Source organism: Priestia sp. 10L35 (genome assembly GCF_056395685.1).
This window is the reverse complement of sequence record NZ_JBFTKA010000001.1, coordinates 918,552-940,934: the sequence shown is the minus strand read 5'-3', so window position 1 is coordinate 940,934 and position 22,383 is coordinate 918,552. Positions and strand designations below refer to the sequence as shown.

Annotated in this window: 26 protein-coding genes, 1 pseudogene, 1 riboswitch and 1 other annotated feature; of the genes and pseudogenes, 7 read left to right on the top strand and 20 right to left on the bottom strand. The window is 39.2% G+C overall.

What is annotated here, in order from left to right; all coding sequences use genetic code 11:
- Nucleotides 1-339 precede the first annotated feature (339 nt).
- The 5 genes from AC1DEF_RS04815 to AC1DEF_RS04795 form a co-directional block, all read right to left on the bottom strand.
- Nucleotides 340-699 (bottom strand): cupin domain-containing protein, encoded by a 360-nt coding sequence (locus AC1DEF_RS04815; protein WP_097824413.1) that lies wholly within the window; start codon nucleotides 697-699, stop codon nucleotides 340-342.
- 52 nt (nucleotides 700-751) lie between these two features.
- Entirely contained in the window at nucleotides 752-1,651 is a 900-nt protein-coding gene (locus tag AC1DEF_RS04810) for a DMT family transporter (RefSeq protein ID WP_097824414.1), read from the bottom strand.
- Nucleotides 1,652-1,802: 151 nt separating this feature from the next.
- Complete coding sequence (locus AC1DEF_RS04805) at nucleotides 1,803-2,930, bottom strand: NADH-dependent flavin oxidoreductase (RefSeq protein ID WP_097824415.1); 1,128 nt, start codon at nucleotides 2,928-2,930, stop codon at nucleotides 1,803-1,805.
- 194 nt (nucleotides 2,931-3,124) lie between these two features.
- Nucleotides 3,125-3,310 (bottom strand): Fur-regulated basic protein FbpA, encoded by a 186-nt coding sequence (locus AC1DEF_RS04800; RefSeq protein WP_034649488.1) that lies wholly within the window; start codon nucleotides 3,308-3,310, stop codon nucleotides 3,125-3,127.
- Nucleotides 3,311-3,418: 108 nt separating this feature from the next.
- Nucleotides 3,419-4,303, bottom strand: coding sequence for a DUF4405 domain-containing protein (locus AC1DEF_RS04795; protein ID WP_477727307.1), 885 nt, complete (start codon nucleotides 4,301-4,303; stop codon nucleotides 3,419-3,421).
- 237 nt (nucleotides 4,304-4,540) lie between these two features.
- Nucleotides 4,541-4,772, top strand: a binding site (T-box leader).
- A gap of 67 nt (nucleotides 4,773-4,839) precedes the next feature.
- Between AC1DEF_RS04795 and AC1DEF_RS04790 the strand changes: the two genes are divergently transcribed.
- A complete protein-coding gene (locus AC1DEF_RS04790) occupies nucleotides 4,840-6,210 on the top strand; it encodes an amino acid permease (protein WP_097824417.1) in 1,371 nt (456 codons plus the stop codon).
- Nucleotides 6,211-6,252: 42 nt separating this feature from the next.
- Here the strand turns inward: AC1DEF_RS04790 and AC1DEF_RS04785 are convergent, their stop codons facing one another.
- From AC1DEF_RS04785 to AC1DEF_RS04770, 4 genes are all read right to left on the bottom strand, one after another.
- Nucleotides 6,253-7,479, bottom strand: coding sequence for a DUF819 family protein (locus tag AC1DEF_RS04785; protein ID WP_097824418.1), 1,227 nt, complete (start codon nucleotides 7,477-7,479; stop codon nucleotides 6,253-6,255).
- 348 nt (nucleotides 7,480-7,827) lie between these two features.
- Entirely contained in the window at nucleotides 7,828-8,394 is a 567-nt protein-coding gene (locus tag AC1DEF_RS04780) for a TetR/AcrR family transcriptional regulator (protein WP_097824419.1), read from the bottom strand.
- A 119-nt stretch (nucleotides 8,395-8,513) separates the two neighbouring features.
- Complete coding sequence (locus tag AC1DEF_RS04775) at nucleotides 8,514-9,152, bottom strand: hypothetical protein (protein WP_097824420.1); 639 nt, start codon at nucleotides 9,150-9,152, stop codon at nucleotides 8,514-8,516.
- The gene (locus tag AC1DEF_RS04770; RefSeq protein ID WP_025750140.1) at nucleotides 9,149-10,048 is read right to left on the bottom strand and encodes a LysR family transcriptional regulator; all 900 of its coding nucleotides are present in this window, start codon (nucleotides 10,046-10,048) and stop codon (nucleotides 9,149-9,151) included. The genes AC1DEF_RS04775 and AC1DEF_RS04770 overlap by 4 nt, the downstream gene beginning before the upstream one ends.
- 155 nt (nucleotides 10,049-10,203) lie before the next feature.
- Between AC1DEF_RS04770 and AC1DEF_RS04765 the strand changes: the two genes are divergently transcribed.
- Nucleotides 10,204-10,953: a sulfite exporter TauE/SafE family protein gene (locus AC1DEF_RS04765; RefSeq protein ID WP_097824421.1), complete on the top strand. Its 750-nt coding sequence runs from the start codon at nucleotides 10,204-10,206 to the stop codon at nucleotides 10,951-10,953.
- Nucleotides 10,954-11,073: 120 nt separating this feature from the next.
- On the opposite strand, the gene AC1DEF_RS04760 is transcribed toward AC1DEF_RS04765, so the two are convergent.
- Together AC1DEF_RS04760 and AC1DEF_RS04755 are read right to left on the bottom strand one after the other, a co-directional pair.
- Nucleotides 11,074-11,469 (bottom strand): GNAT family N-acetyltransferase, encoded by a 396-nt coding sequence (locus AC1DEF_RS04760; protein WP_230184491.1) that lies wholly within the window; start codon nucleotides 11,467-11,469, stop codon nucleotides 11,074-11,076.
- Between the two features lie 67 nt (nucleotides 11,470-11,536).
- Nucleotides 11,537-12,178 carry an NAD(P)-dependent oxidoreductase gene (locus AC1DEF_RS04755; protein WP_097824422.1) on the bottom strand — a complete coding sequence of 214 codons (642 nt, stop codon included), beginning with the start codon at nucleotides 12,176-12,178 and terminating at the stop codon, nucleotides 11,537-11,539.
- A gap of 174 nt (nucleotides 12,179-12,352) precedes the next feature.
- On the opposite strand from AC1DEF_RS04755, the gene AC1DEF_RS04750 reads away from it, so the two are divergent.
- Nucleotides 12,353-12,535 (top strand): hypothetical protein, encoded by a 183-nt coding sequence (locus AC1DEF_RS04750; RefSeq protein ID WP_097824423.1) that lies wholly within the window; start codon nucleotides 12,353-12,355, stop codon nucleotides 12,533-12,535.
- A 43-nt stretch (nucleotides 12,536-12,578) separates the two neighbouring features.
- Here AC1DEF_RS04750 and AC1DEF_RS04745 read toward each other — a convergent pair whose 3' ends face one another.
- On the bottom strand, nucleotides 12,579-13,241 hold the full coding sequence (locus AC1DEF_RS04745; protein WP_097824424.1) for an MgtC/SapB family protein: 663 nt from the start codon (nucleotides 13,239-13,241) through the stop codon (nucleotides 12,579-12,581).
- Between the two features lie 112 nt (nucleotides 13,242-13,353).
- Between AC1DEF_RS04745 and AC1DEF_RS04740 the strand changes: the two are divergent.
- Nucleotides 13,354-13,452, top strand: a pseudogene (locus tag AC1DEF_RS04740) (class I SAM-dependent methyltransferase); the annotation flags it as partial.
- Between the two features lie 55 nt (nucleotides 13,453-13,507).
- Nucleotides 13,508-14,227 carry a poly-gamma-glutamate hydrolase family protein gene (locus AC1DEF_RS04735; protein WP_097824425.1) on the top strand — a complete coding sequence of 240 codons (720 nt, stop codon included), beginning with the start codon at nucleotides 13,508-13,510 and terminating at the stop codon, nucleotides 14,225-14,227.
- Between the two features lie 136 nt (nucleotides 14,228-14,363).
- On the opposite strand, the gene pdxR is transcribed toward AC1DEF_RS04735, so the two are convergent.
- Nucleotides 14,364-15,767: a MocR-like pyridoxine biosynthesis transcription factor PdxR gene (gene pdxR / locus AC1DEF_RS04730; RefSeq protein ID WP_097824426.1), complete on the bottom strand. Its 1,404-nt coding sequence runs from the start codon at nucleotides 15,765-15,767 to the stop codon at nucleotides 14,364-14,366.
- 112 nt (nucleotides 15,768-15,879) lie between these two features.
- Between pdxR and AC1DEF_RS04725 the strand changes: the two genes are divergently transcribed.
- Complete coding sequence (locus tag AC1DEF_RS04725) at nucleotides 15,880-16,278, top strand: GNAT family N-acetyltransferase (RefSeq protein ID WP_097824427.1); 399 nt, start codon at nucleotides 15,880-15,882, stop codon at nucleotides 16,276-16,278.
- A gap of 29 nt (nucleotides 16,279-16,307) precedes the next feature.
- On the opposite strand, the gene AC1DEF_RS04720 is transcribed toward AC1DEF_RS04725, so the two are convergent.
- From AC1DEF_RS04720 to AC1DEF_RS04705, 4 genes are all read right to left on the bottom strand, one after another.
- Nucleotides 16,308-17,147, bottom strand: coding sequence for a GNAT family N-acetyltransferase (locus tag AC1DEF_RS04720; RefSeq protein WP_097824428.1), 840 nt, complete (start codon nucleotides 17,145-17,147; stop codon nucleotides 16,308-16,310).
- Between the two features lie 240 nt (nucleotides 17,148-17,387).
- Complete coding sequence (gene alaP, locus AC1DEF_RS04715; protein WP_028410948.1) at nucleotides 17,388-18,791, bottom strand: alanine permease AlaP; 1,404 nt, start codon at nucleotides 18,789-18,791, stop codon at nucleotides 17,388-17,390.
- Nucleotides 18,792-19,108: 317 nt separating this feature from the next.
- Nucleotides 19,109-19,267 carry a DUF1540 domain-containing protein gene (locus AC1DEF_RS04710; RefSeq protein ID WP_016765258.1) on the bottom strand — a complete coding sequence of 53 codons (159 nt, stop codon included), beginning with the start codon at nucleotides 19,265-19,267 and terminating at the stop codon, nucleotides 19,109-19,111.
- A 100-nt stretch (nucleotides 19,268-19,367) separates the two neighbouring features.
- Entirely contained in the window at nucleotides 19,368-19,712 is a 345-nt protein-coding gene (locus AC1DEF_RS04705) for a hypothetical protein (protein ID WP_237074190.1), read from the bottom strand.
- Between the two features lie 63 nt (nucleotides 19,713-19,775).
- A riboswitch (SAM riboswitch) is annotated at nucleotides 19,776-19,877 on the bottom strand.
- A 121-nt stretch (nucleotides 19,878-19,998) separates the two neighbouring features.
- Here AC1DEF_RS04705 and AC1DEF_RS04700 point away from each other — a divergent pair.
- On the top strand, nucleotides 19,999-20,295 hold the full coding sequence (locus AC1DEF_RS04700) for a hypothetical protein (RefSeq protein WP_043978310.1): 297 nt from the start codon (nucleotides 19,999-20,001) through the stop codon (nucleotides 20,293-20,295).
- Between the two features lie 12 nt (nucleotides 20,296-20,307).
- On the opposite strand, the gene AC1DEF_RS04695 is transcribed toward AC1DEF_RS04700, so the two are convergent.
- The 3 genes from AC1DEF_RS04695 to AC1DEF_RS04685 all read right to left on the bottom strand — a co-directional run bounded on the left by AC1DEF_RS04695 (nucleotide 20,308) and on the right by AC1DEF_RS04685 (nucleotide 22,375).
- Nucleotides 20,308-20,754, bottom strand: a complete 447-nt coding sequence (locus AC1DEF_RS04695) for a GNAT family N-acetyltransferase (RefSeq protein ID WP_477727306.1) — start codon at nucleotides 20,752-20,754, stop codon at nucleotides 20,308-20,310.
- An 81-nt stretch (nucleotides 20,755-20,835) separates the two neighbouring features.
- On the bottom strand, nucleotides 20,836-21,276 hold the full coding sequence (locus tag AC1DEF_RS04690) for a hypothetical protein (RefSeq protein WP_097824430.1): 441 nt from the start codon (nucleotides 21,274-21,276) through the stop codon (nucleotides 20,836-20,838).
- 109 nt (nucleotides 21,277-21,385) lie between these two features.
- Nucleotides 21,386-22,375: a glycosyltransferase family 2 protein gene (locus AC1DEF_RS04685; protein ID WP_043978303.1), complete on the bottom strand. Its 990-nt coding sequence runs from the start codon at nucleotides 22,373-22,375 to the stop codon at nucleotides 21,386-21,388.
- Nucleotides 22,376-22,383 lie beyond the last annotated feature (8 nt).

The window sequence follows — 22,383 nt, the reverse complement described above, 5'->3', positions numbered from 1 at the left end:
TAAATCGTAACGGTTACGTCCTGCAAAAGATTACCTGAAAATGATTCAATTTGTCAAACAATATCATCTTCATCTCTTTTTTTAGTCATCTACAAAATTTACATTTCAACTTGTAATCTCTTATTTTTTATCGTGATGTTAATATTACACAATTGTTAATTTGTAAATTTTGTTCTCCCTATATTGCATACATATTAATTTACCACATTTCTGCTCTGCAATAAAAGTATTTTTATTTTATTAGGCATAATATTTCACATACTGAATGAAAAGGTACTATTGTACTGGACGGTATTCTTCGCTTACTGTTAGGACTAGTAAAAATAGACTTATCTATGCTTAGTCTTTGTCTTTATCTTCATCAACAGCTATGCGGTCTCCGTGTGCAAAGGGCTGTGAAATAACTAGAAACTCAATCTCTTCGCTCGAACGATTCATCATTTGATGAAGAATGGACGGAAGCACTTCTATTCCTTCATGTGCTTTTACATCATAAATAATTCCGTCTACTTCTAGAGCAGCTGTGCCTTTTAGCACAAAGAAAAATTGCTGTGCTCTCGTGTGATAATGTCTTACCTCTTTCGTATGAGGAGGCATGCGCTCATGAATAATACTTACGTCTTTATTTTTCACTAGGTGCCACCCATCGCATTTTCCTCCCCACACGTAGTGTTCTGCGTTTTGCTTACTGACTTTCATGACTTGCTCCCCTTTTTCTAATAAATGAAGACCTGCAGATGAAATAGAAATTCTATGTGATCTTTTTAATCTTGCTATTGGAAATACTTTTTTTAGATGAAGGTTTTGGCTTCAAAGTAAAAAGCATTCCTAAAAAGATCAAAACAATGCCTGCCAGCTGAAAAAGCGTCGGGCGAAATCCCGTGAATGCTGTATCTAATAAAATAGCAACGGCTGGATCTAAAAACACTAGAACTGAAATCACCTGAGTTTTTAAGTAGCGCAGGCTGTCGAAAAACAAATAATACACTAAACCAGTATGTACAAAGCCCGTTATCAAAATAGCTGTCCAATTGGACGCTGTTAAGAAATGAAAATCGCTAAAATGAACAAACGGTAATAATAAAAAAACCCCTAAAAAAGTCTGAAGAAATGTAACAGCGTAAGCACTCGTATGAATAATCCCTTTGCCAAGCAGCGTTGTGCATGCATAAAACAAAGCGGCTAAAAGCGCCCACAGTATTCCTGAAGACATGAAGCCATCAATCGTAAGTTCCTTCACCCCAATAATCAGAAGTGTTCCCACAAAACAAGTGAAAATAGACATAACGCCAAGAACCGTTAATTTCTCCTTAAAGATAAAGCTTCCCAGAAGCAATACTAAGACGGGTGCAAGATGATAAATAGAAATAGCTACCGTAACGGACATCATTTCAAATGCTTTAAATAGAAACACCCAGTTAAACACAAGGAATATGCCGCACAGTAAAATCTGCTTTATTTCTTTGGCATTCCATTTCTCCCTTTTATATTCACCGGTTACAAACCAGCACATTCCGAGAAAAAGCGTTGCACAAATACAGCGCACAAATACTAAATCAAAAGAAGGAAGTCCAGTTTGTGTGGAGAAAAAGCCAATTGAACCAAAAATACTCATTGAAACCATCATTTTTACCATTGGGCCTGCTTTCATTTTTCCACCTCACTTTCAGAAAACTATTATTATTCAAACATAAAGAAGTCTATTTGTAAATTAATGGTTCATAAGCTCTGTTCCATGAAAACGCAAAAAGCGCAAAGACACGGGGTCAGTCCCATCGTCTTTGCGCTTTTCTGTCTTTCTTTTAATCTTCAACCGGGAACCAGCCTGGTGTGTTAATAACGGCTTTCCACAGCGGGTCAGGAATGACAAGCTTTTCCTGATCTTTTTTGCTTAATGTTGTCACAATTTCATTTTCACGGCCTTCTTTGACTTTTTGAACCCAGTCTGGATCCATAATTAATTCACGGCCAATCGCAAGCAGTGGAATGCCGGTTTCAAGAGCTGCTGCTGCTTCGTCTGCTGTATGAATAGAACCTACGCCCATCACAGGTACGCGGCTTCCTACGCGTTCTTGAATAATCTCAATACGTGAACGAGTATCTTCCACGCCTCGGCGAGGTTTTGACCAGAATTCCATTAGCGATACGTGAAGGTAATCAAGATCTTTTTCTGCTAGTGCATCAACTAACTTCAACGTATCAGCCATTGTAATTCCAGGCGTTTCAGGCTCTTCTGGCGAGAAGCGATAGCCTACTAAAAATGGCTCTTTTGCATGTTTAGAAACGGCTTGCTTTACTTCGTCTACAATTGCCAGCGGGAATGTTAAGCGTTTTTCTACGCTACCGCCCCATTTATCTTGGCGGCGATTAGAATGCGGAGAAAAGAACTGCTGAATTAAATAGTTATTTGCTCCGTGGATTTCAACTCCGTCAAATCCTGCTTCAATAGCACGGCGCGTCATCTCACCAAAATCATGAATAATGCCGTCGATTTCTTCATTTGTTAACTCTCGAGGCACCGGTGCTCCTTCTTGTTCTGCAGCAACAGCACTTGCGCTAACAACCTCTCCATTTGGAACAAGCTCAGGCGGACACATGCGGCCTCCGTGAAAAATTTGAAGAACTGCTTTTGCTCCTTGATCTTTAATGGCTGTTGCTAAACGGCGCAGGCTAGGAATCATTTCATCGCTGTCTGCAGCAAACTCTCCGTGAAATCCTTTGCCGTTCGGCGTTCCGTATGTACATGCTGTAATGACCATGCTAACACCGTTTGAACGTCGTACATAGTAGTCTACTTCTGCATTTGATACTGTTCCATCTTCATTTGATGAAAAATTTGTCATAGGCGCAAGAATAACGCGGTTATCTAATTTGATGCCATTTGAAAAAGTAAATGGCTGTAAAAGCGGCTCATACTTTTTATTTGTCATTTTGTTTCCCTCCAAAAATGATACGGTCAAAAATATTGGCATATTATAGGTAGAAACTGTTTTCCTTCCTATGATATGTTTCATTTAAAACTGTAACTTTAAAATATACTGTTATTTTAATCTGTACAGTTTTACCTGTCAAAGAATAAGACTTTCTCATATAAAAAAGCACTCATATACTGAGTGCCTTTTTATCATTGCGAAAGAGGTCCCTGATTATACATGAATGCTTTTACTTTTACATATTGAGCTTCTAACTCTTGAAGTGTCAGTTCGTATAGGTGCCGATTTCCTTTTTTATAAATACCAAAATTCAATAGCGCATTAATAAACCAATTTCTCTTATGTTCCGTTTCAGGCTGTGTGTGTTGTTTCACCATTTCCACCACCTAAGTTTATCTCATATTAATTTTGCAAAGCATTCGCTTTTACATAAACAATTTTACTTCTGTACGATGAAAAAACAGTGAAATAGAAAGTTTTTTTATTTAAATTTCTGCAGCCGCACCCGCCATTTTTTTGCGTCTTTTCACTCCTGATAATATTTTTTCGATATAATAAATAACAATAATAAAAACCGACATAATAGCAAAATAAGTACCGATTACAACAAAAGGATTAGGACGTTCAAAACCGCCTTCTTTTCCTTTCATCCCTCTTTCCGGACCTCTGCCATCGTGCTCAAAGTTCGGACGTTCGTGACCAGCAGATGCCGTCGCCGAAGATTTGTTCTCGCCAAATGAATGGCGACCAAAATCCGGCTTCCCACCGCCTTTTTGCGGCATATCTGAGGAACTTAAATTCAGTACTTTCGCTACTCCTCCAAGCTTTCCAAGAAAACTCGTCTCATTTATTTCGTATATACCAACGACTAACAGTGCAACGGTTGCGAGCTTAGCTGCTATGCTTAAACTTTTCTTTGACTTTTTGAATTTCGTCATGTTTTTACATACATTTATAACCCATTGCCAACGAAGACCTATGTGAGCGGCTACTAAAATTAACACTAAAAATGATACCGAAATATGCGAAACCTTAAACCATTGTTCATTGCCCACATTAATATTTGGAAATACTACTCTTGAAATAAAAATACCGCTAATCATAATAAATGACATCGTAATCAACAGCATGATATTTAAAAAGTAACCAAACTTTGTTCTGCGCGGAAGCTTGCGGTCAAATAATTTAACCGTAACTTTCTTTACCCACTGCCAGTTTAGCAGCACGTGGGTAAAAAAGGCGACGGCAATCGCTAGCCCCGCAATTTCATGAAACGTTAACCCTCCCAATACTTGTTTGTTAAAAAATAAAACAAACGTAACGGCCATTAAAAGATCCAGTCCAAACCGGACGTACATCATCTTTTTCACTCTATTCATTCTCCTCACCTATGTATTTGTCAAAACAACCTCTTTTTTATATTTCTTAATGTAAGCAGAGTTGGTGAAAATTAGGTGAAACGACTGATTTTTTTACCAGAATAACCAGTCATGAGTTCTATAAAAAACAAAGTTCCATCATTTTATTTTTTAGAAAATAGCTGTTGACAAAGAAAAAAGAAGCACGTATAGTAATGGTTATTCATCAAGAACTTTCAGATTTTAATCAAAAACACAGCGATTGGGAGTAGTAGAAGCTTATTATTCGGTCAAGAGAGCTACGGGTTGGTGCAACGTAGTCCAATAATACTTTGAACTCGCCCAGGAGTGGTAATTCAGAAAGAATGCAGAAGTATTCTCTAAGTTTTAACGTCTAACCTTCGTTATCAGGTTTTAAGCAGGGTTCTTTAAGAGCCAACAAGAGTGGTACCGCGGTTAGCTAAAGCTTATCGTCTCTTCTCTCATTTGATAATGAGGTAGGAGACGATAAGCTTTTTTTATTTTATAAAAAAGTGGAGGGAAAAGTCATGAAGAAGGACAACCAAGGTTTGCAGCGAACAATGACTTCACGTCACATTATGATGATGGCGCTAGGTGGAGCAATTGGCGCTGGTTTATTTAAAGGAAGCAGCTCAGCTATTGATATGGCAGGACCATCAGTTATCATTGCTTATTTAATTGGCGGAATTATTTTACTATTCATTATGCAAGGTCTTGCTGAAATGGCGGTTCGAAACAGTGACGCACGAACGTTTCGTGATTTAGTTCAGTCGATTTTAGGAAGCTACCCCGCTTATTTTTTAGACTGGATTTACTGGAAAATGTGGGTATTGAACATTGCAGCTGAAGCTGTTGTAGCAGCTATTTTTATTCAGTACTGGCTTCCTGATTATCCAATTTGGATGCTTGCTTTAGGCGTATCCGTTATTGTCACAGTTATTAACTTGCTTTCGGTCAAAGCATTTGCTGAAACGGAATACTGGTTAGCCTTAATTAAAATTACGGTCATTGTGATTTTTATCATCGCTGGACTTCTGTTACTATTTGTATCATTTGGTCACCATACCGCAGCGGGCTTTTCAAACTTGAGCGATCACGGCGGTTTCTTCCCTAAAGGACCAACTGGGTTAATTACGGCGATGCTAGTGGTCATCTACTCTTACGGTGGAACTGAAATCATCGGAGTGACGCTAGCTGAAACAAGAAATCCTGAAAAAGTAGTACCAAAAGCCGTGCGCAGCACATTAACGCGCATCATTGCTTTTTATTTGTTCCCGTTTTTTATCATCGTGAGCTTAATTCCTTGGAATGAAGTGAACGGCGTTTCTCAAAGCCCTTTTGTGATGGTATTTAAAATGATTGGAATTCCCGGAGCAGATCATATTATGAATGCCGTGATCTTATTAGCCGTTATTTCTTCAATGAACTCAGGGCTTTACGGTTCATCACGTATTTTGTATACGCAAGCAGTAGACGGTCGAGTGCCGAAGATATTTTCGAAACTTTCTGTTAACAAAGTTCCTGTCTATGCAATCTTAATGTGTACATCATCTCTTTATGTAGGCGTGTTGATTTCCTTATTTGCAGGAAGTAAAACATTTGATTATTTGATGGGATCCTTAGGATATACCGTGTTGTTTATTTGGTTGATTATTGCAATCGCACACTTAAAGTCCCGCAAAGTTCAGCCAGAAGCATCGAGCAGCTACTCTGTTAAATGGTTTCCTTATACGACGTGGGCTGCCCTAATTGCACTAAGCGCTATTTTAATTGGTGTTATCTGCACAACCTCCGTTGTTATTACGACTATTACACTAGCTATCTATTTATTTATTACAGCTACGTATATCTTTAAAGGCCGCTTTTATCGATCATCGGCAGTCAAGCACGCTAAATAAAAAAACGCCTCCTTTGAGTCATCAGAGGAGGCGTTTTTTTATTTAAAATGATAAGTACCAATAGCCAAGTGCAAAGCCGATATAGTTACCAATAATATAGCCAAGCGTTCCTACTACCAAGATAGGACCAACCAAACTTCCCCATCCTTTAGCAATCGCCATTGCACTTGCTGTCGTAGGTCCCCCTACCGTTGCATTGCTCGCCAATAAAATATGTTCTAAATCAATTTTAAATACTTTTCCTAAAAGCAGCCCCACTATTAAATTACTCAGTCCCACAATGAGTACAAATAGAATCAAAAGAGGTGCTTTTTCAACAATTAACGGAATGGACGCTGGCACTCCAATGACAACAAAGAAAATATAAATGAAGTACGTGCCGATTTCTTGGCTTCCGCTAATGTTTTTAAAATAAGAAGGAAATAGATAAATGACAAGAAACGTAAGTGTGGAAAGCAATAAGTATTTTTCGCTCAAAATAGTATGTAATAATGTTTGAACTACCGAAACATTTGGATCGGTTGGAATGATTGTTCCAAACCATTCGGCTAATTTAAACGATGCAACCACTAGAAAAAATGATGTACCAATTGAAGCCGCCACGTCTTTTAACGAAATTTCTTTTTTTGCCCAATATTTTTCTGCAAGCGTATGGCGATCATTTTCTCCATATTGCCTAGCCTCTACTTCTTGAATATGAGGCGTCTTAAAATGTTTTCTAAAAAACTTCATAGAAGGAACAAACATATACACGGCAAACAGCAAAGCCATGACCATATTATCAGCAACCACCGTCGCGGAAACCATTTGACTTGATGGTTCAAATTTAGCCGTAACGGTAGCAAAATTAACCCCTCCGCCTACATAAGAAGCGCCGATAGCAGCTGCAATTTTTGCTAGTTCAGGAATATAATCTTTTAATAACAAGAAGCCTGCCGTGCTCCCTATAACCGTTCCTACTGCACAGATTAAGAAAATAAAAAGCAGCTTCCGGCTTTCTTGAAATAATTCTTTCATGTTGACTTGAAATAACAATAATGGAATGGCAAGCGGTACTAGATACGCCCAAACCGCATCATAAACCGGAGACTCTGTTGGAATGATTTTTAAATTTGATAGGATAAGCGCTCCCGCTAGCGCAATAATAGCTCCTGACAGAAAAGAAGCCCACTTATACTTTTGTTCGAGAAAAATGCTAACAGAAGCCCAAATCGCTAGAATTCCCCATAGTGTCCACGTATCATCAGCTTGAATAATAGTAAAAATCACAAGCTACTCCTTTCTTTCTCTTTTTCAAGAAATAGAATTTTCAGAAAATATACTTTAAATTTTATCAATATATGCCAAATTCCGTCAATCTATAAAAAAGAGTCGAGGACAAAATAGTCTAGTTAAAGTGAAACACGAACTATCTATCACAAAGGATGAATAGTTCGTGTTTTTTTATGATTATGGTAAACGTAGGTTTTATGTAGGTAGCTACTTCTAGCTGTTGATTGGAGGACAAGGCGAAGCCTTGCACGGAAATCAACTGCGGTGTCACAAGCAGTCCAGCTCATGTATTCCGATTGTTAGTCTTTAGATTAGATTCATTTCGTTATGTCCCAGCCTCACTTTTTATTTACGAACAAGAACTGGAATCTGCTGCTGAATCTGCTGCAAAGGAGCGCCTGTTTTCTCTGTTAACGAACGCAAGATTCCCCCTTCGATCATACAGTTAATCACAACTGCGAGCTCTCCTGCCTGCTTTTCTTGAAATCCGCTCTCTATCATTTTTTCTCTAAAAAGTTTTTCCCAATCTTGAAACGCTGCGTAGCAGACTTCGCGCAGCGGTTCATTAATAAGCGCTGTTTCTCCAGCCAGCAGTCCAACAGGCATACCAGCAATGCTTTCTTCGTGTTCAAACTGCTTGGACAATTCTTCAATAAAATACTGAATAGCCTGCGCTGCGTCAGAAGATTTATTTAGACTTTCTTTAATTTGAACTTGGACGTATTTATTCGTATATTGAACAGCGTGAATCGCCAGTTCTTCTTTCCCTTTTGGAAAATAATAATAAAGAGACCCTTTTGGCGACCCGCTCTCTTTAATAATTTGATTTAATCCTGTTGCATGATAGCCTTGCAGCTGAAAAAGCCGCGATGCTGTTTCTAAAATCTTATCGCGTGCATTTGCTTTCTTCACAAAACGATGCCTCCCCTATATAATAAGTGGTTTCTATAACACTACTTATCATATAAGGAAATGAAATTTCTGTCAAAATAAAGTGAATATTTTACCATTTATTTTTCTTTTTTCATTTCTTATGACCTAATAATTGTTTTTCTTACTTCTTCCGTTAACGGTTGAAGAGGCGTAATAATACGGTCGCTTACCTCCGCCGCCGCTTCTACCATCGAGAGCTGCGCCACTGAAACAATAGTGTTGTGCTCTTTTACTAGCTCATGTAAGACATGTTTTACCTTCTGTTTATACTTCTTTAGGTTTCCAGTCATTACTAGTTCAAAAGCACCTCCTATCACAACAGGGCGAGCCTTTATCTTTACATTTTGATAAAATGCAAATTCGTCTAGACGCTTCATTGTTCCTTCTACGGTTTCCGGATTTGTAAACACGATAAGCTGCGGTTCTTCTATTTCACATATTCGGCGAAAATAAGGCTCATCAATTTTAATAATTGGAATATCGCTTGTAAATGCTTCTGGTAAAAGAGCAATGTAGTTCGTGCACGTAAGTAAAATGGCATCCGCTGAACATTCTTCCATCCACTTTAACTGCTTTTCTACTTCTGCAGCTGCTGACTCCGCTGCAAACTTAGGGTCGGTTGTTACCCGATGTACAAGTCCAGGGTCTACGAAATGCATACAGTTCGCAAACGGTAGCGCTTTTTCTATATAAGAGATGTTCGAATGATGAGCGTGCAGGCAAGCAATTTTCTTCATCGTTTTCCTCCTGTATGATGGTCTTTGAAATACTGAATTAAAAATTCCTGAAACTTTTTCGCAACAGGAGTTAAATATTTATCCTTGTTCCACGCAATCCCAATTACCCTTGAAGCTGTGTCTTCTTTGAGCTTTATTTTTTTAATGCCTCGCAAGTCTACTCCCTTTATTTCAGGAAGCAAGGCAACCCCTAAATGAGCCGCTACAAAACCAATCACCGTCAAAAATTCTTCTCCTTCAAACGTAATATTTGGGACAATCTCCGCTTCTTCAAACAGCTGATCAAAAATTGTTCGGCTTCCGTATCCTTTTTTTAATGCGATAAACGATTCATGAGCCAACTCTGAAATCGAAAGCACTTGTTTTGAGGCAAAAGAATGCGTATCAGGGACATACGCGTACAGCTCGTCTTTCCATAAATATTCCCACTGAATTCCTGCCCTGGATTCCGTTACGGAAGACATACAAAAGTCAATTTCTCCTGTTTGAAGCTGATCGAGCATGATGTTCGTGGCGTTCTCAAAAATTTGAAATTGAACGTTCGGATACTCTTGTAAAAAAGCATGAACTAGTTTTGGGACCGACGAAGCGCCTAATGATTTTAAAAAAGCAAACGAAATACTGCCGCGATGAGGATGAATCAAATCTGAAAGCTCACGTTTAGCTTCTTCCATTTCGTTTAATACTTTAGCCGTTCGTTCATAAAAAAGCCGTCCGTATCGATTTAAAATAACTTGCCTTCCTTTTCGTTCAAATAGCGGCACGCCAAGCTCTGATTCTAATTTAGAAATTGAGCGGCTGAGCGTAGGCTGTGCGATTGATAATTTTTCTGCGGCCTTTGTGAAATGTTCCGTTTGAGCTACAACATTAAAATATTCGAGCTGCTGCCATTCCATTTTTTCACACCCTTTACTTATTACATAATACTATTAATTTCATATAAATTATACATTGGACGTCATAAAAAATTCATGTTTAAATGAAGAACGTAGCACTTGCTAAAAATGTTATGTGTCTGCATAGAATAAGTGTTGAAAGAAGGAATTAGTTTATGGATGTTTCAATTGTTTTAACAATGTTAGCCGTCGGACTGATCTTAGGATTTGTCGGAGCAGGCGGATCAGGTTTTATTATTTCAATTTTAACGCTGCTGTACGGCGTATCTGTACACGTTGCTCTCGCAACGGCTCTTACCGCAATGATTTTCTCTTCTTTATCTGGTGCCGTCAGTCATTACCGCGAAGGTAACGTATCTTTAAAATCCGGTATCTCTGTTGGTATCCTCGGTGCATTGGGCGCTTGGATTGGGTCTAACCTTTCATCCTTTATCCCAGAAGGCGAGCTAAAGTGGCTAACAGCCGGTATGCTTTTATTATCTGGTGTTTTACTTTGGCTGCGAATGTTTTTATTTTCCCGTCAGCAAAAAGAACGTACTGTTCCAACAGGAGCTAAATTTGTCGTTTATTCTTTACTAATCGGCTTGATTACCGGCGCTCTGTCAGGAATGTTTGGGATTGGGTCAACTCCATTTATCCAGCTTGGCCTTATGATGGTATTGGGGTTGTCAATTCGTCAGTCAGCTGGCACAACGATGCTCGTTATTATTCCGATTGCCATCGGCGGGGGAATGGGCTATTATCAGCAGGGCTTTTTAGATATTCCACTGTTGATCCAAGTAGTGGTCGGCACAATGGTCGGTTCCTATATTGGAGCAAAGTTTACAAATCGTGTACCTACTCCCGTATTAAAAACGTCCCTTGTAGCGCTGCCTATTTTCTCTAGCTTCCTACTTGTTATATAAGAAAAAAGCTTGAACTCTTGTTCAAGCTTTTTTTATGTCCATCTGATAAACAAACTGCTTTCCTTGGCTTCCAAAAATATGCCGGTTTGTATCAACAAAGCCGCTTCGTTTATACAGATGCTACGCCGCCGTGTTTTTATGGTTCACCCCTAGCACCACTTCATTTTTAGTCGGAAAGTGATGGTTGATAAAAGAAGAAAGAAGCTTTAATGACTTTTTGCCAACTCCCTTTCCTTGATAATCAGGATGAATGGAATACGACCGTATTAAAAGCGCGCCGGAGCTCTCGGTATATTCTTTAACAGCTTTTCCTGCGTCGAGCACGAAAAAGCCGGCTACTTTGTTTTCTGTCAAAATCAAAACGGGCGTTCTGTCTCTTTTCTCCTTACACTTAGCTAAGGCTTCAGCGGGAAGTGCCGTATAAATGAGCTGCTCTTTAGGCAGCGTATAGCTATGTATAGATGACTCGTAGGCTTGACTATAAAACGCTAGTGCTACGTTTACTGTATTATCCATTCTATACCTTACCCCTTTTTCCATAGTATAACATGCACAAAAAAAGCCGCATAAAGCGGCTTTTCCTTTATCTAGCGTCGGATACAACGGTAAAGCGTTCGTTTATATGCTCTCCTCGCTCAATCTCATCAATGACTGCAATGGCGTAATCAGCATAACTGACATGGCTGTTTCCTTCTGAGTTTAAAATAACATGATCTTTCCCTGTTTTATAAGCATCCGTTCGTTTTCCTGAAGGATTAAAAAATGCTGCTGGGCTAATAAACGTCCAATTAATATCGCTTGTACTTTCTAAGTCTTTTAAATTTTGAGCTTGGTTGTCAGCTGTCGCTTTGTACTCTTTTGGAAAATCAGGCGTATCTGCTAGACGCGTCGTTTTCTCTTCATCGACAAACAAACTGCCTGCTCCTCCTACAACAAGAAGACGAACGTCCGGAGCTTGTTTAAATACATTGATTAACGATTGCCCCGCTTCTACATGCAGATGTTCTTTTCCTTCAGGAGCTCCAAACGCATTCACTACTGCGTCGAAACCTTCAATATCGTTTGCCGTAATATCAAAGATATCCTTTTCCAATGTACGAACATCCCGTTCTTCTACTTTGCCCGCATCACGTACGATTGCCGTTACATCATGCCCGCGATTTAAAGCCTCTTTCACGATAAAACTTCCTGCTTTTCCTGTAGCACCTACGACTCCAATTTTCATTTTATAACCTCCAGTAAAATTCTCTATATTTAGGTAATAGCCTTTTTTTGCTATGCTAAAACACTGCGAAACGATTTAAGTAAGATAGAGAACGAATAAAGAGGCTGAAGCGTAAGTTTTTTAGTTGAAGGAAGATCCGAACGTAGGTTATATATATGTCGATACTTCTAGCGGTTGATTGAAGGGCAAGGCGAAGACTCCTGCGGGAAAAGCGGAGCAGGTGAGACCCCGCAGGAGCGCAAGCGACGAGGAGGCTCACCTGCCGCCCGCGGAAAGCGAAGCCTTGCACGAAAATCAACTGCGGTGTATAAACGATCCATACTGGCCCCTTTATTCATTTGTTTGATTTTATATTAATTTAGTTATGCCTTAATCTCTTTAACAAAAAATAAATAAATGCTTATTCAATTTCAATGAATAACACGTGAGCCATAGAGTGAATCGATTTAATCAATTCTACTTTATTCCCTTTCTTTTTTGCTTTTCCTTTTATTTTAACAAAATAAAGCGGTTCACCTTGATGATGATCTCGGTGAATTTCATAGGATGAAATCATAATATTTTCCCTTTCAATCTTATCAAGGAGCTCATAAATATCCTCTTGATTCGCTGCACGAAACTTAATTAAAAGGGAATGAGTAGAAAGAGATGTAAACATTACGTTCAATATTTCTAAGCCAATCAGCACCAATATAGTTGCGCTAATGCCGACTGTATACATACCCGCCCCAATGGTTAAACCAATTCCCGACGTTGCCCATACGCCTGCGGCTGTTGTGAGCCCTCTAATATGCTGCTTTTGAATAATAATCATACCTGCTCCTAAAAAACCAATACCGCTTACTACTTGTGCTGCAACCCGGCTCGGATCAAGGGCCATATGATCTTGATGAAGCACATCTGAAAAGCCATATTTCGAAATTAGCATAATCAGCGTGCTACCGACAGCAACTAAAAAATGAGTGCGAAAGCCCGCTTCTTTTGCTCTAAATTCTCTTTCTAATCCAACCAAAGCTCCTAACAGACCTGATAGGGCGAGACGACTAATAAAAGCTGCGGTCATTTTCCCCCCTCCTTTCTCTTAATCTTCATTTTTTCATAAACGCACCTATTAACTATTTCTATTTTCGTTATAATTTACTATAACTTTTTTTTTGAAGTGGAGGCTAATCAAAGTGGATAAAGTTATCGATTATTACAGCAGATTTGATGAGTGGGGAAGATTAGAACGCGAGCCTATTGAGTTTCAAGTAAACTGGCATTTTATCAAAAAGCGAAAACACTAATAATCACCTCTATTTATCATAGGATAAATAGAGGTGATTATTAATGAACCGTTTATTGAAATGGAGTACAAGCATTTTGTTGCTTTTGATGTGCTACTTTTTGATTCTCCCTCCCTCTTATGCAAGCAGTGACTCTTACTCTTCCTATGAAGAACTGCAGCAGCACGAGATTCTCCATCAAGACTATGATATTCGCTACGAACAGCGCTTTAGCTATCTATCCATTATGGCTATTCACGGCGGAGGAATTGAACCGGGCACATCAGAAGTCGTCAAAGAACTCGCCGATCGTTTTTCCGCTTCTTATTATTTATTCGAAGGCATCAAGTCCACTAACAACGGAGTTCTGCACATAACCTCAGAAAACTTTGACGAACCGATTGCTAGAGAAATGGCTCAGCAAAGTATGTCCGTCATGACGATTCACGGCTATAGCGGTAGTCAGCCTATCGTATATGTAGGCGGAAAAAATCAGCTTTATAAAGAGCTGGTAAAGCAATCGCTGCGCAAACACGGCTTTACAGTCCGTGACGCCCCTTCTGACATTGCCGGAACAAGCGAACAAAATATTGTGAATGATAATCTGCTAAAAGCCGGAGTACAGCTTGAACTGACGGCCGAACTAAGAAAATCATTTTTCGCAAACCATGACTGGTCCAGAAACAACCGCATGAATGTAACGCCGCTTTTTCATACATTTGTATCTTCCTTACAAGAAGCATCTTCTTCCTATCAAACTTTCCTCTACCTACAGATTCACTAATTTTCACAAACTCTCGATTTTCAGACAAAAAACCAGCGCAGTCTGTGTAATCAAACGCGCTGGTTTTTATCTATTTCTCTCGCTAAAATAGACCGTTTAAAGTCTTTTTGTTTAAAGAACTCTTTAATTTCACTTCTTATTGGACGAACCAAGCTTTAAACAGCGAATCTATGCCCGTTTTTATCTCTTCATCAGACAGTCCGGCAAATCCAAGCAATACATAAGGCGTGTTGTTGCCACCGGCACTATGATAATAAATAGACGTTGGATAAATTGATACCCCTTGCTTGGCAGCTGCTTCAATTAGTTTCTGTTCATTCATTCCGTTTTTCACCTTAAGAAGAATATGCAACCCAGAATGTTCTCCAATAACATCTACACGTTCTCCCATAGTAGTAGTCAAGCAATCTAGCAGCAGCGCTTGTTTTTTGCGGTATGCTGTTCTCATTTTATTCAAGTGACGTTCCCAGTGTCCTTCTTTCATAAACAGAAAAAGCGTATGCTGATGAAGTCTTGAAACAGGCTGTTTAAAAAGTTCACAGTGCTTTACATAGCTTGGACGAAGCCGGTGTGGCAGCACGGCATAGCTTATTCGAAGAGAAGGCATCAAAGACTTTGAAAACGTTCCCGTATAAATAACGCGATCGTCTTGATCTAATCCTTGAAGTGCGGGAATGGGTTTTCCTTTATAGCGAAATTCCCCGTCATAGTCATCTTCTATAATATAGCCATTCGTTTCTGCCGCCCACTCTAGTAGTTCAAGTCTTCTTGCTATCGGCATGACCATACCAATGGGAAATTGATGAGACGGCGTAATGTATACGGCATCCGCTCCGCTTTCTTTCAGTTCCTTCACTTTCAAGCCAGAATCATCAAGAGAAACAGGGATCACTGACATACCTTGCTTTTGAAAAACGTGCCTCGTCCGGTGAAAACCCGGATTTTCAAACCCAATTATTTTTTCTTTCCCCAACGTGACAGAAAGCAGCCACATAAGATACTGCGTACCTGCACCTATCACAATTTGCTCCGCTGTGCAACGCACTCCTCTTGAGTGGTAAAGGTATGCTGCAATTTCTTGGCGAAGAAGCAGTTCGCCCTGTGGATGTCCGCTGTAAAAAAGCTGGCTTTCACCATGATAAATAGCTTGCACCGTTAGTTTTTTCCATGTATTATACGGAAATTTCTCCACATCTATCTTTCCGTGGCTAAAATCAATAGCAGTCGATTTCCGTTCTTCTTGCGGGAAAGAGACATAGGCGGGAGGCTGTTTTTGAAGCACGACTTCATTTTTTATCTCTTTTACAAATGCTCCTTTCCTGGCTAGTATCTCGATATAGCCTTCAGCTTCTAACTGTATATAAGCTGCTTCAACCGTATTTTGGCTAATGCTTAAATGAAGAGCTAGCTTTCGTTTGGAAGGCAATTTTTCATGAGGCGGAATGGTACCTTTTTGAATTTGTTTTTTTATGTAGATATAAAGCTGCATGTATAAGGGATCTGTTTTTCTTTTATCAAGCAAAGGCATTAGCTCTAACATAGTGTTTTTTCCTTTCTAACTGATACTATTAAATTCGCTGTTTCTGACACTTACTCTCAGTTCAGGTTCTTCATATACTAGACTATATCTTATAAATCAAGGAGATGACGCAATGACCATTATTTATAAAACCAACGTCTTAATCCGTGCGGAACAAGCTGCTGAAGTATTTGTACATTCCGGTATTAAACGTCCTGTACAAGATCTTGATCGCATTCAAAGAATGCTCGATCATGCTTCTCTTACTATTACCGCTTGGAACGGCAGCGAACTCATTGGCATAGCCAGAGCGTTAACAGATTTTAGCTACTGCTGCTATTTATCGGATTTAGCTGTTGTAAAAGACTATCAAAAGCAAGGAATCGGTACACAGCTCATCAAACACGTTCAATCAGAAATCGGCGAAGAAACCGCGCTGATTTTACTTTCCGCTCCTTCTGCTATGAACTACTATCCAAAAGCCGGCTTTCATCACATTGATAATGGATTTAAAATTGATAGAATTCGGTAGACGCGAAGAAAGGAGCTTCTCCTTTCTTTTTATCCAAACGCCTGAGCTGCTATAGCAAAAAGATTGCCCTGTCTAGCAGGGAGAGGATTGACACCATACGCCATAACAGGAGGCTCATTTTGAAGCTGAAATCCGTGATTTTCCACAAGTTTCTTTAACGTTTCCTCATGAGAAGACAGGTCAATTCTCAGCTTTTCTTTGTAATTCTTCGCTAGTTCATCAATGACTAGCATCGCTGCTTCAGCGTTTGGAGCAACTACGGGACCAATCACGATATTGCTCGGCGTACGAACCGCTAAACCATAGCCCGTCATTTTATTTTGTTCGTTTTGTAAGACAACTGCTTTTTCAGCTTGCTGAATTCTACTTTTTAAAAATAGCTTTCTATTATCTCCAAATGCTGCTTCATCAAGCTTTACAATCCCTTTGAAGTCACTTCTCTTTAAGGGTCGTGTATACAATCCTGAAACTTTAAATGCTCTTGGTGTGTATTCACTGCTTATATATTTACTTACATAGTCCACGGTTTTAAACCCTGCTGTTTGATATAAGTGCTCACCTTCTTTTGTCGCAATTAAGTAGGCATTCATCTCAGGGGAAAGAACTTGCAGACAATGCTTCATGAGCTGCCCGGCTAACCCTTGTTTTCGGTAATCTTTTCTCACAATCACCATTCCTATAAAAGCTGACTGATTTTTGTACGAAATTACGGCCACACTTGATACGATGTCTCCGTTCTCATTTCTATGACCAAATACGTCTCCAGATGAAAAAATCGTATGTAAATCTGCTTCACTATAATCCCATTTTTCCAGCTGCGATAACAGCAGCAAACCTTTTATGTCTTTTTCACTAAATGTTTCAATCATTTCTGCATATGTCCTCCCAACTTTTCGATGCACTGTGTGGCGTTAAAAAGCATAAAACTAACATACTCATCCACTTTCAATTACCGTTTAATCATTAACGAATTCTCTAACTAAATAGTACAGAATAAATAGAATATTTTCTACATTATTTATCCGTACCAATGATCCCTTAAAATAAACTAATCATTCACACATAAACTAATAAAAAAAGACCTCTTTCCAAGAAAGAGGTCTTTTCTGTTATTTCACTAGCTTTTGCTCAGCTGCAGCTGAACTTTGACTTCGTTTATGAAATCCTTTTGCGTAGTACGCGATAATAAGACCGATAAACCATAATGGTCCGATGACAACTGCAATTCTTGTATCTGGATTATATGCCATGAGAACCACTACCAGCGCTAGGAACGCAAGTGACACATAAGATGTTAACGGAAATAAAGGCATTTTATATTTCAGCTTTGCCTCTTCACCTGTTTTTAACGTTTTGCGATATTTAATTTGAGAAAGCAAAATAATTCCCCATGTCCAAATCGCACCGAATGTTGCAATACTTGTTACCCACGTAAATACTTTGGCAGGCACAATGTAGTTTAACGCTACTCCGACTAATAGCGCACCTGCTGATGCCAAAACAGCTTTTCCCGGTACGCCGCCCTTTGTAAGCTGACCGTATCCTTTTGGTGCTTCTCCGTGTTCTGCTAAGTTAAACAGCATACGGCCTGTACTAAAAATACCGCTGTTACAAGAAGAAAGAGCTGCTGTTAGTACAACAAAGTTAATGATACCAGCCGCCGCTGGAATGCCGATTTTTTCAAATGTTAATACAAACGGGCTTCCCTGTGAACCAATCTCTTGCCACGGATAAATGGACATAATGACAAATAACGCACCGACGTAGAAAATCAGAATACGCCAAAAGACAGAATCAATCGCTCTTGCTAGAGATTTTTCGGGATTTTTCACTTCTCCCGCGGTAACGCCGATCATTTCAATTCCTAAATACGCAAACATGACCATTTGCAGCGACAGCAAAATACCTTTGAATCCGTTCGGGAACAGTCCGCCGTTGTCCCACAAGTTTTTGATACCAGTCGCAACGCCGCCGTTGCCGATTCCGAACACAATCATTAATAATCCAACGGCAATCATTAATACAATCGCTAAAATTTTAATAAGTGCAAACCAAAATTCCAGTTCACCATATGCCTTAACAGCTAAGAAGTTAACCGTTGTCATAATGACAAGCGCCGATAACGCCCAAATCCAGTTTGGTACATCCGGATACCAATACCCCATATAAATACCAACGGCTGTAATTTCAGCCATACATGTTACAACCCATAAAAACCAGTAGTTCCAACCTGTTAAATAACCAGCAAGCGGCCCTAAGTAGTCGCGTGCGTACTTGCTGAATGAACCTGCAACAGGTTTTTGAATCGCCATTTCTCCAAGTGCTCTCATAATAAAAAACATAATCATTCCGCTAAATCCGTACGCCAATAATATTCCTGGCCCTGCTAATTTAATAGCAGATGCAGATCCAAGAAACAGTCCTACCCCTATGGCTGCTCCTAAGGACATCAGCGTCACATGTCTTTCTTCTAACCCGCGTTTCAATTCTTTCCCCTGAGTTTTCCCCTGCATAAACGTCTCCCCTTTTTCCAATCTGTCAAAACGAGATGAACACAGCCTTTTTTGTTAGCGCTTTCATATAAATTTGTGCTAAAAGACAGCTAGGCTGTATATTTGTATTCTATCACCTTTCTCTCACTTTTCTTTTGTCGAAAAACAAAAAAATTATCTTATCATTTTGTTTAAACGCACAATTAGACATAGGCACTGCTTTTTTACTATGTATTTATTATTGCACCTAAGTAATAGTATTTTAAAAAAATAGAAAAACGCCGACTCAATTCCGTCAGCGCATCGTTCATTTTATGCTTTTTTATAAAAACTAGCATTTATCTCGCGGGTTCAAAAGTTTTACAGCCAGGTTCTTCCGTTTCAGAAACATGGTGACTACTTTCAGGACTCACAACGTAAATGGACTCTGCACTGCATTTATTTCCGGATTTCCAATACATGCACTCATTCACTTCACACAATACACCTTGGGCCACTGCTATCCCTCCTTTGCTTGTCTTATCTATTTACTACCCGAAATATAACGATTCTAACATTTTTACGCAAAAAAACCGCTTGTTTCTCAAGCGGATCTTTTTATTGCGTGTGTTCAACATACTGTTTTTTAGCTAAATATAACTCACGGCTCAGCGTAATCCGCCGTTCTCTCAAGTGCCTTAAGTTAGCCTGAAATTGTTCGTTAGTTGGCTCTTCTTGAATTAAGCGATACGTAAAAGAAATATCTTCATTTAACTGTTTAAAATCTTCCCATATCTCTTGAACTAGGGCGGATTGTTTTTCTTCAAATGAACGATTTTGATGCGTTTTTAGCGCGGCTAAAATTTCCTGCTGCCACGTTTCGTCTTTTATTTCTTTTGCTAATAAGTATAGATCTAAATAATCATTAATGCATAAATTCGTTTGTGTATTATTCAATGTCATCACCTTTTCTATACGAAATGTTTCTTCCTAAGAAGAGGATTTCATCATAGAAAAAGATTCCTCTTCTTATCTGTCAGAGCTAGGCTATGCTGGAATTAGCACCATTCAATAATTGTGGTTGCTGAGGTTTCAAAGGGCCAGTCCCTCCACCTCTCTAGATAAGAATATTTCGTTTTTAAATTATTTCTGACTATTCTAATATGTTTTATAGGTTACGTCAATAGCTTTTCAATAAAAAGAAAAAAGAAGTAAAATATGGTATGCTTTCATAAAGGATGGTGAGCACATGAAACGATATATGTTATCTGCTTTTTTGGGAAGCTTGCTGCTGCTTCTCAGCATTGCCTTTTCATCTACTTTCCATATTGCAATTGTCAAAACAACCGGAAGTATTGGAGGGATTATTTTAGCAGCAGCGGCTTTGATTATGAACGCGCTTGAAGCCCCCCCCTCCTCAGACAATACAGCTGGAGGAGCCGTTGAAGTACTAGATAAAGGCGCTGTTTGGGCTACTTATTTACTTTTACTTTCATTACCGAACCTCATCGCATGTATAACATCTTATGTTTTATGGACTCGCTGACATTCATCAACGTTACGGACGTTTTGCCACTTGGAAGCTCATTGATATTTGTTTATTTACAAAGCCAAGTTCACGATACACATGCTGTGCAAAATTCCCAGCATGAACGCTGAGTCTGATTTCAGGGTATCCTTTGATAGACAATTCATCAATTGCTTTTTGCATTAACGGCTTGGCTAAACCTTGCCCGCGGTATTCGGGTACAACATATAATTCGTAGATAAAGCCAATTTCTTCTTTTGAAAAGAAGTCGGTAGATGGGCCGATAAGACCCCAGCCTGCGAGTTTATTTTCTTGTCTTGAAACTAAATAATAACAGCCTTTTTCAAAGGCACTACCAACTAGTTCATTTACGCGTTCAGCTGACGGATGAAACTGCTTCATCGTTCCTTCAAACAGCGCATCAGCAGATTTCATCCGAATTTCCTGTAATTCTTCTTCAGTAGCTTTTGCAATCATTATGGATCTCTCCTTTCGTGTTCGTTTTCCACATGCGAGGATAAATTCCTGCAAAAAAAGTCTTCGCCTAAGCGAAGACTTTTATTTAAATTCAAAATGTTGTTGATGATTGCCTCGTTCGTCCGTCCAGTTAATCATAATGTCTAAACTTGCCGCTTTTCCAGGAACAGCAAAATTCGCGTAGCGAAAACGCTGACCGCTTTTGCTTAAGTTAGACCTTTCAATAGGAGAAAACAAGCTGTATTTCGCCTTGTTTTTTCCTTCGTGCCGAAAAGCTTGGACCTGCACGCGCTCTACGTCTTTTCCAATGTTTTCAACGGTTAATCCATATGTATGATAGACGTTATTTTTCCACTTTAGCTGATTATCTCCCGTCATGCTCGCTTTTGTCAGTTCAACCGACCATTGTTCAGATGATTTCTTCATTGGAAGCTTCTCAATCGAAAGAGCGCTGACATGAATGGCTGCAAAAGCAAGCCAAACAAAACAAAAAGTGCTGACTGTATAAAATAGTCTTTTCATAGATTTTGATCTCCTTAGAAATTTTAGTAGTAGCATTTCCTGTTCACTCAAAAATTATGATAAACGCTTTAACAAAAAAAGCCTCTCCATTTAGGAGAAGCTTCTTAAATTAATGCATAAGCAAATCTTTTTGTTTGTCTAATGAGTGTTTTGTATATAAATCTCTTTCAATCGCATATTTAGGACGCTGTTTCACTTCGTTAAAAATCTTGCCAATGTATTCTCCGACAAGACCCATTCCCATTAGCTGCAAGCCGCCTACAAGCCAAATTGATAAAATAAGAGACGTCCAGCCGATTTGCGTATGATCTAAATATTTTTGAATCAGCGCATAAATACCAAACGCAATACTAAAGAGAAAAGAAGCTCCTCCAAGCAGCGTCAATAAGCGTATCGGCGCTACGCTAAAAGATGTAATTCCATCAAATGCAAAAGCAAGCATTTTCTTTAACGGATATTTTGATTCGCCCGCTGTCCGTTCTTTGCGGTCATATGTGACTTCCGTGGAGCGAAATCCTACTAATGGTACAAGGCCTCGTAAAAAGACGTTGCCTTCTTTATATTTCATAAGTTCACCAAGAGCACGTTTGCTCATGAGACGAAAATCGGCGTGATTTTGAACGAGCTGAATTCCTAGCTTATTCATAAAACGGTAAAACCCTACTGCCGTGGTTCGTTTAAAAAATGTATCAGTTTCTCTGCTGTCTCGAACACCATATACGACTTCATACCCGAGCCAATATTTCTCTATAAAAGTACGAATAACGCTGATATCATCTTGTAAATCTGCGTCAATAGAAATGACGCAGTCAGATTGCTTATGGGCTGCTTCTAGTCCTGCGAGCAAAGCATTTTGATGTCCTACATTCCGCGCTAGCTTCAACCCTTTTACAAACAAATTGCTGCAGCTTTCTTTTTCAATAAGCGACCACGTGCTGTCTTTGCTTCCATCGTCTACAAATAAAATGGTACTTTCACTTGATACAAGACGTTCATTTATCAGTTCTTTTACTACAGTAGTTAATTGAAAAGATGTTTCTGTGAATACTTCTTCTTCGTTGTAACATGGAACAACAATCGTTAAAATAGGTCTGTTCATGTTATTGC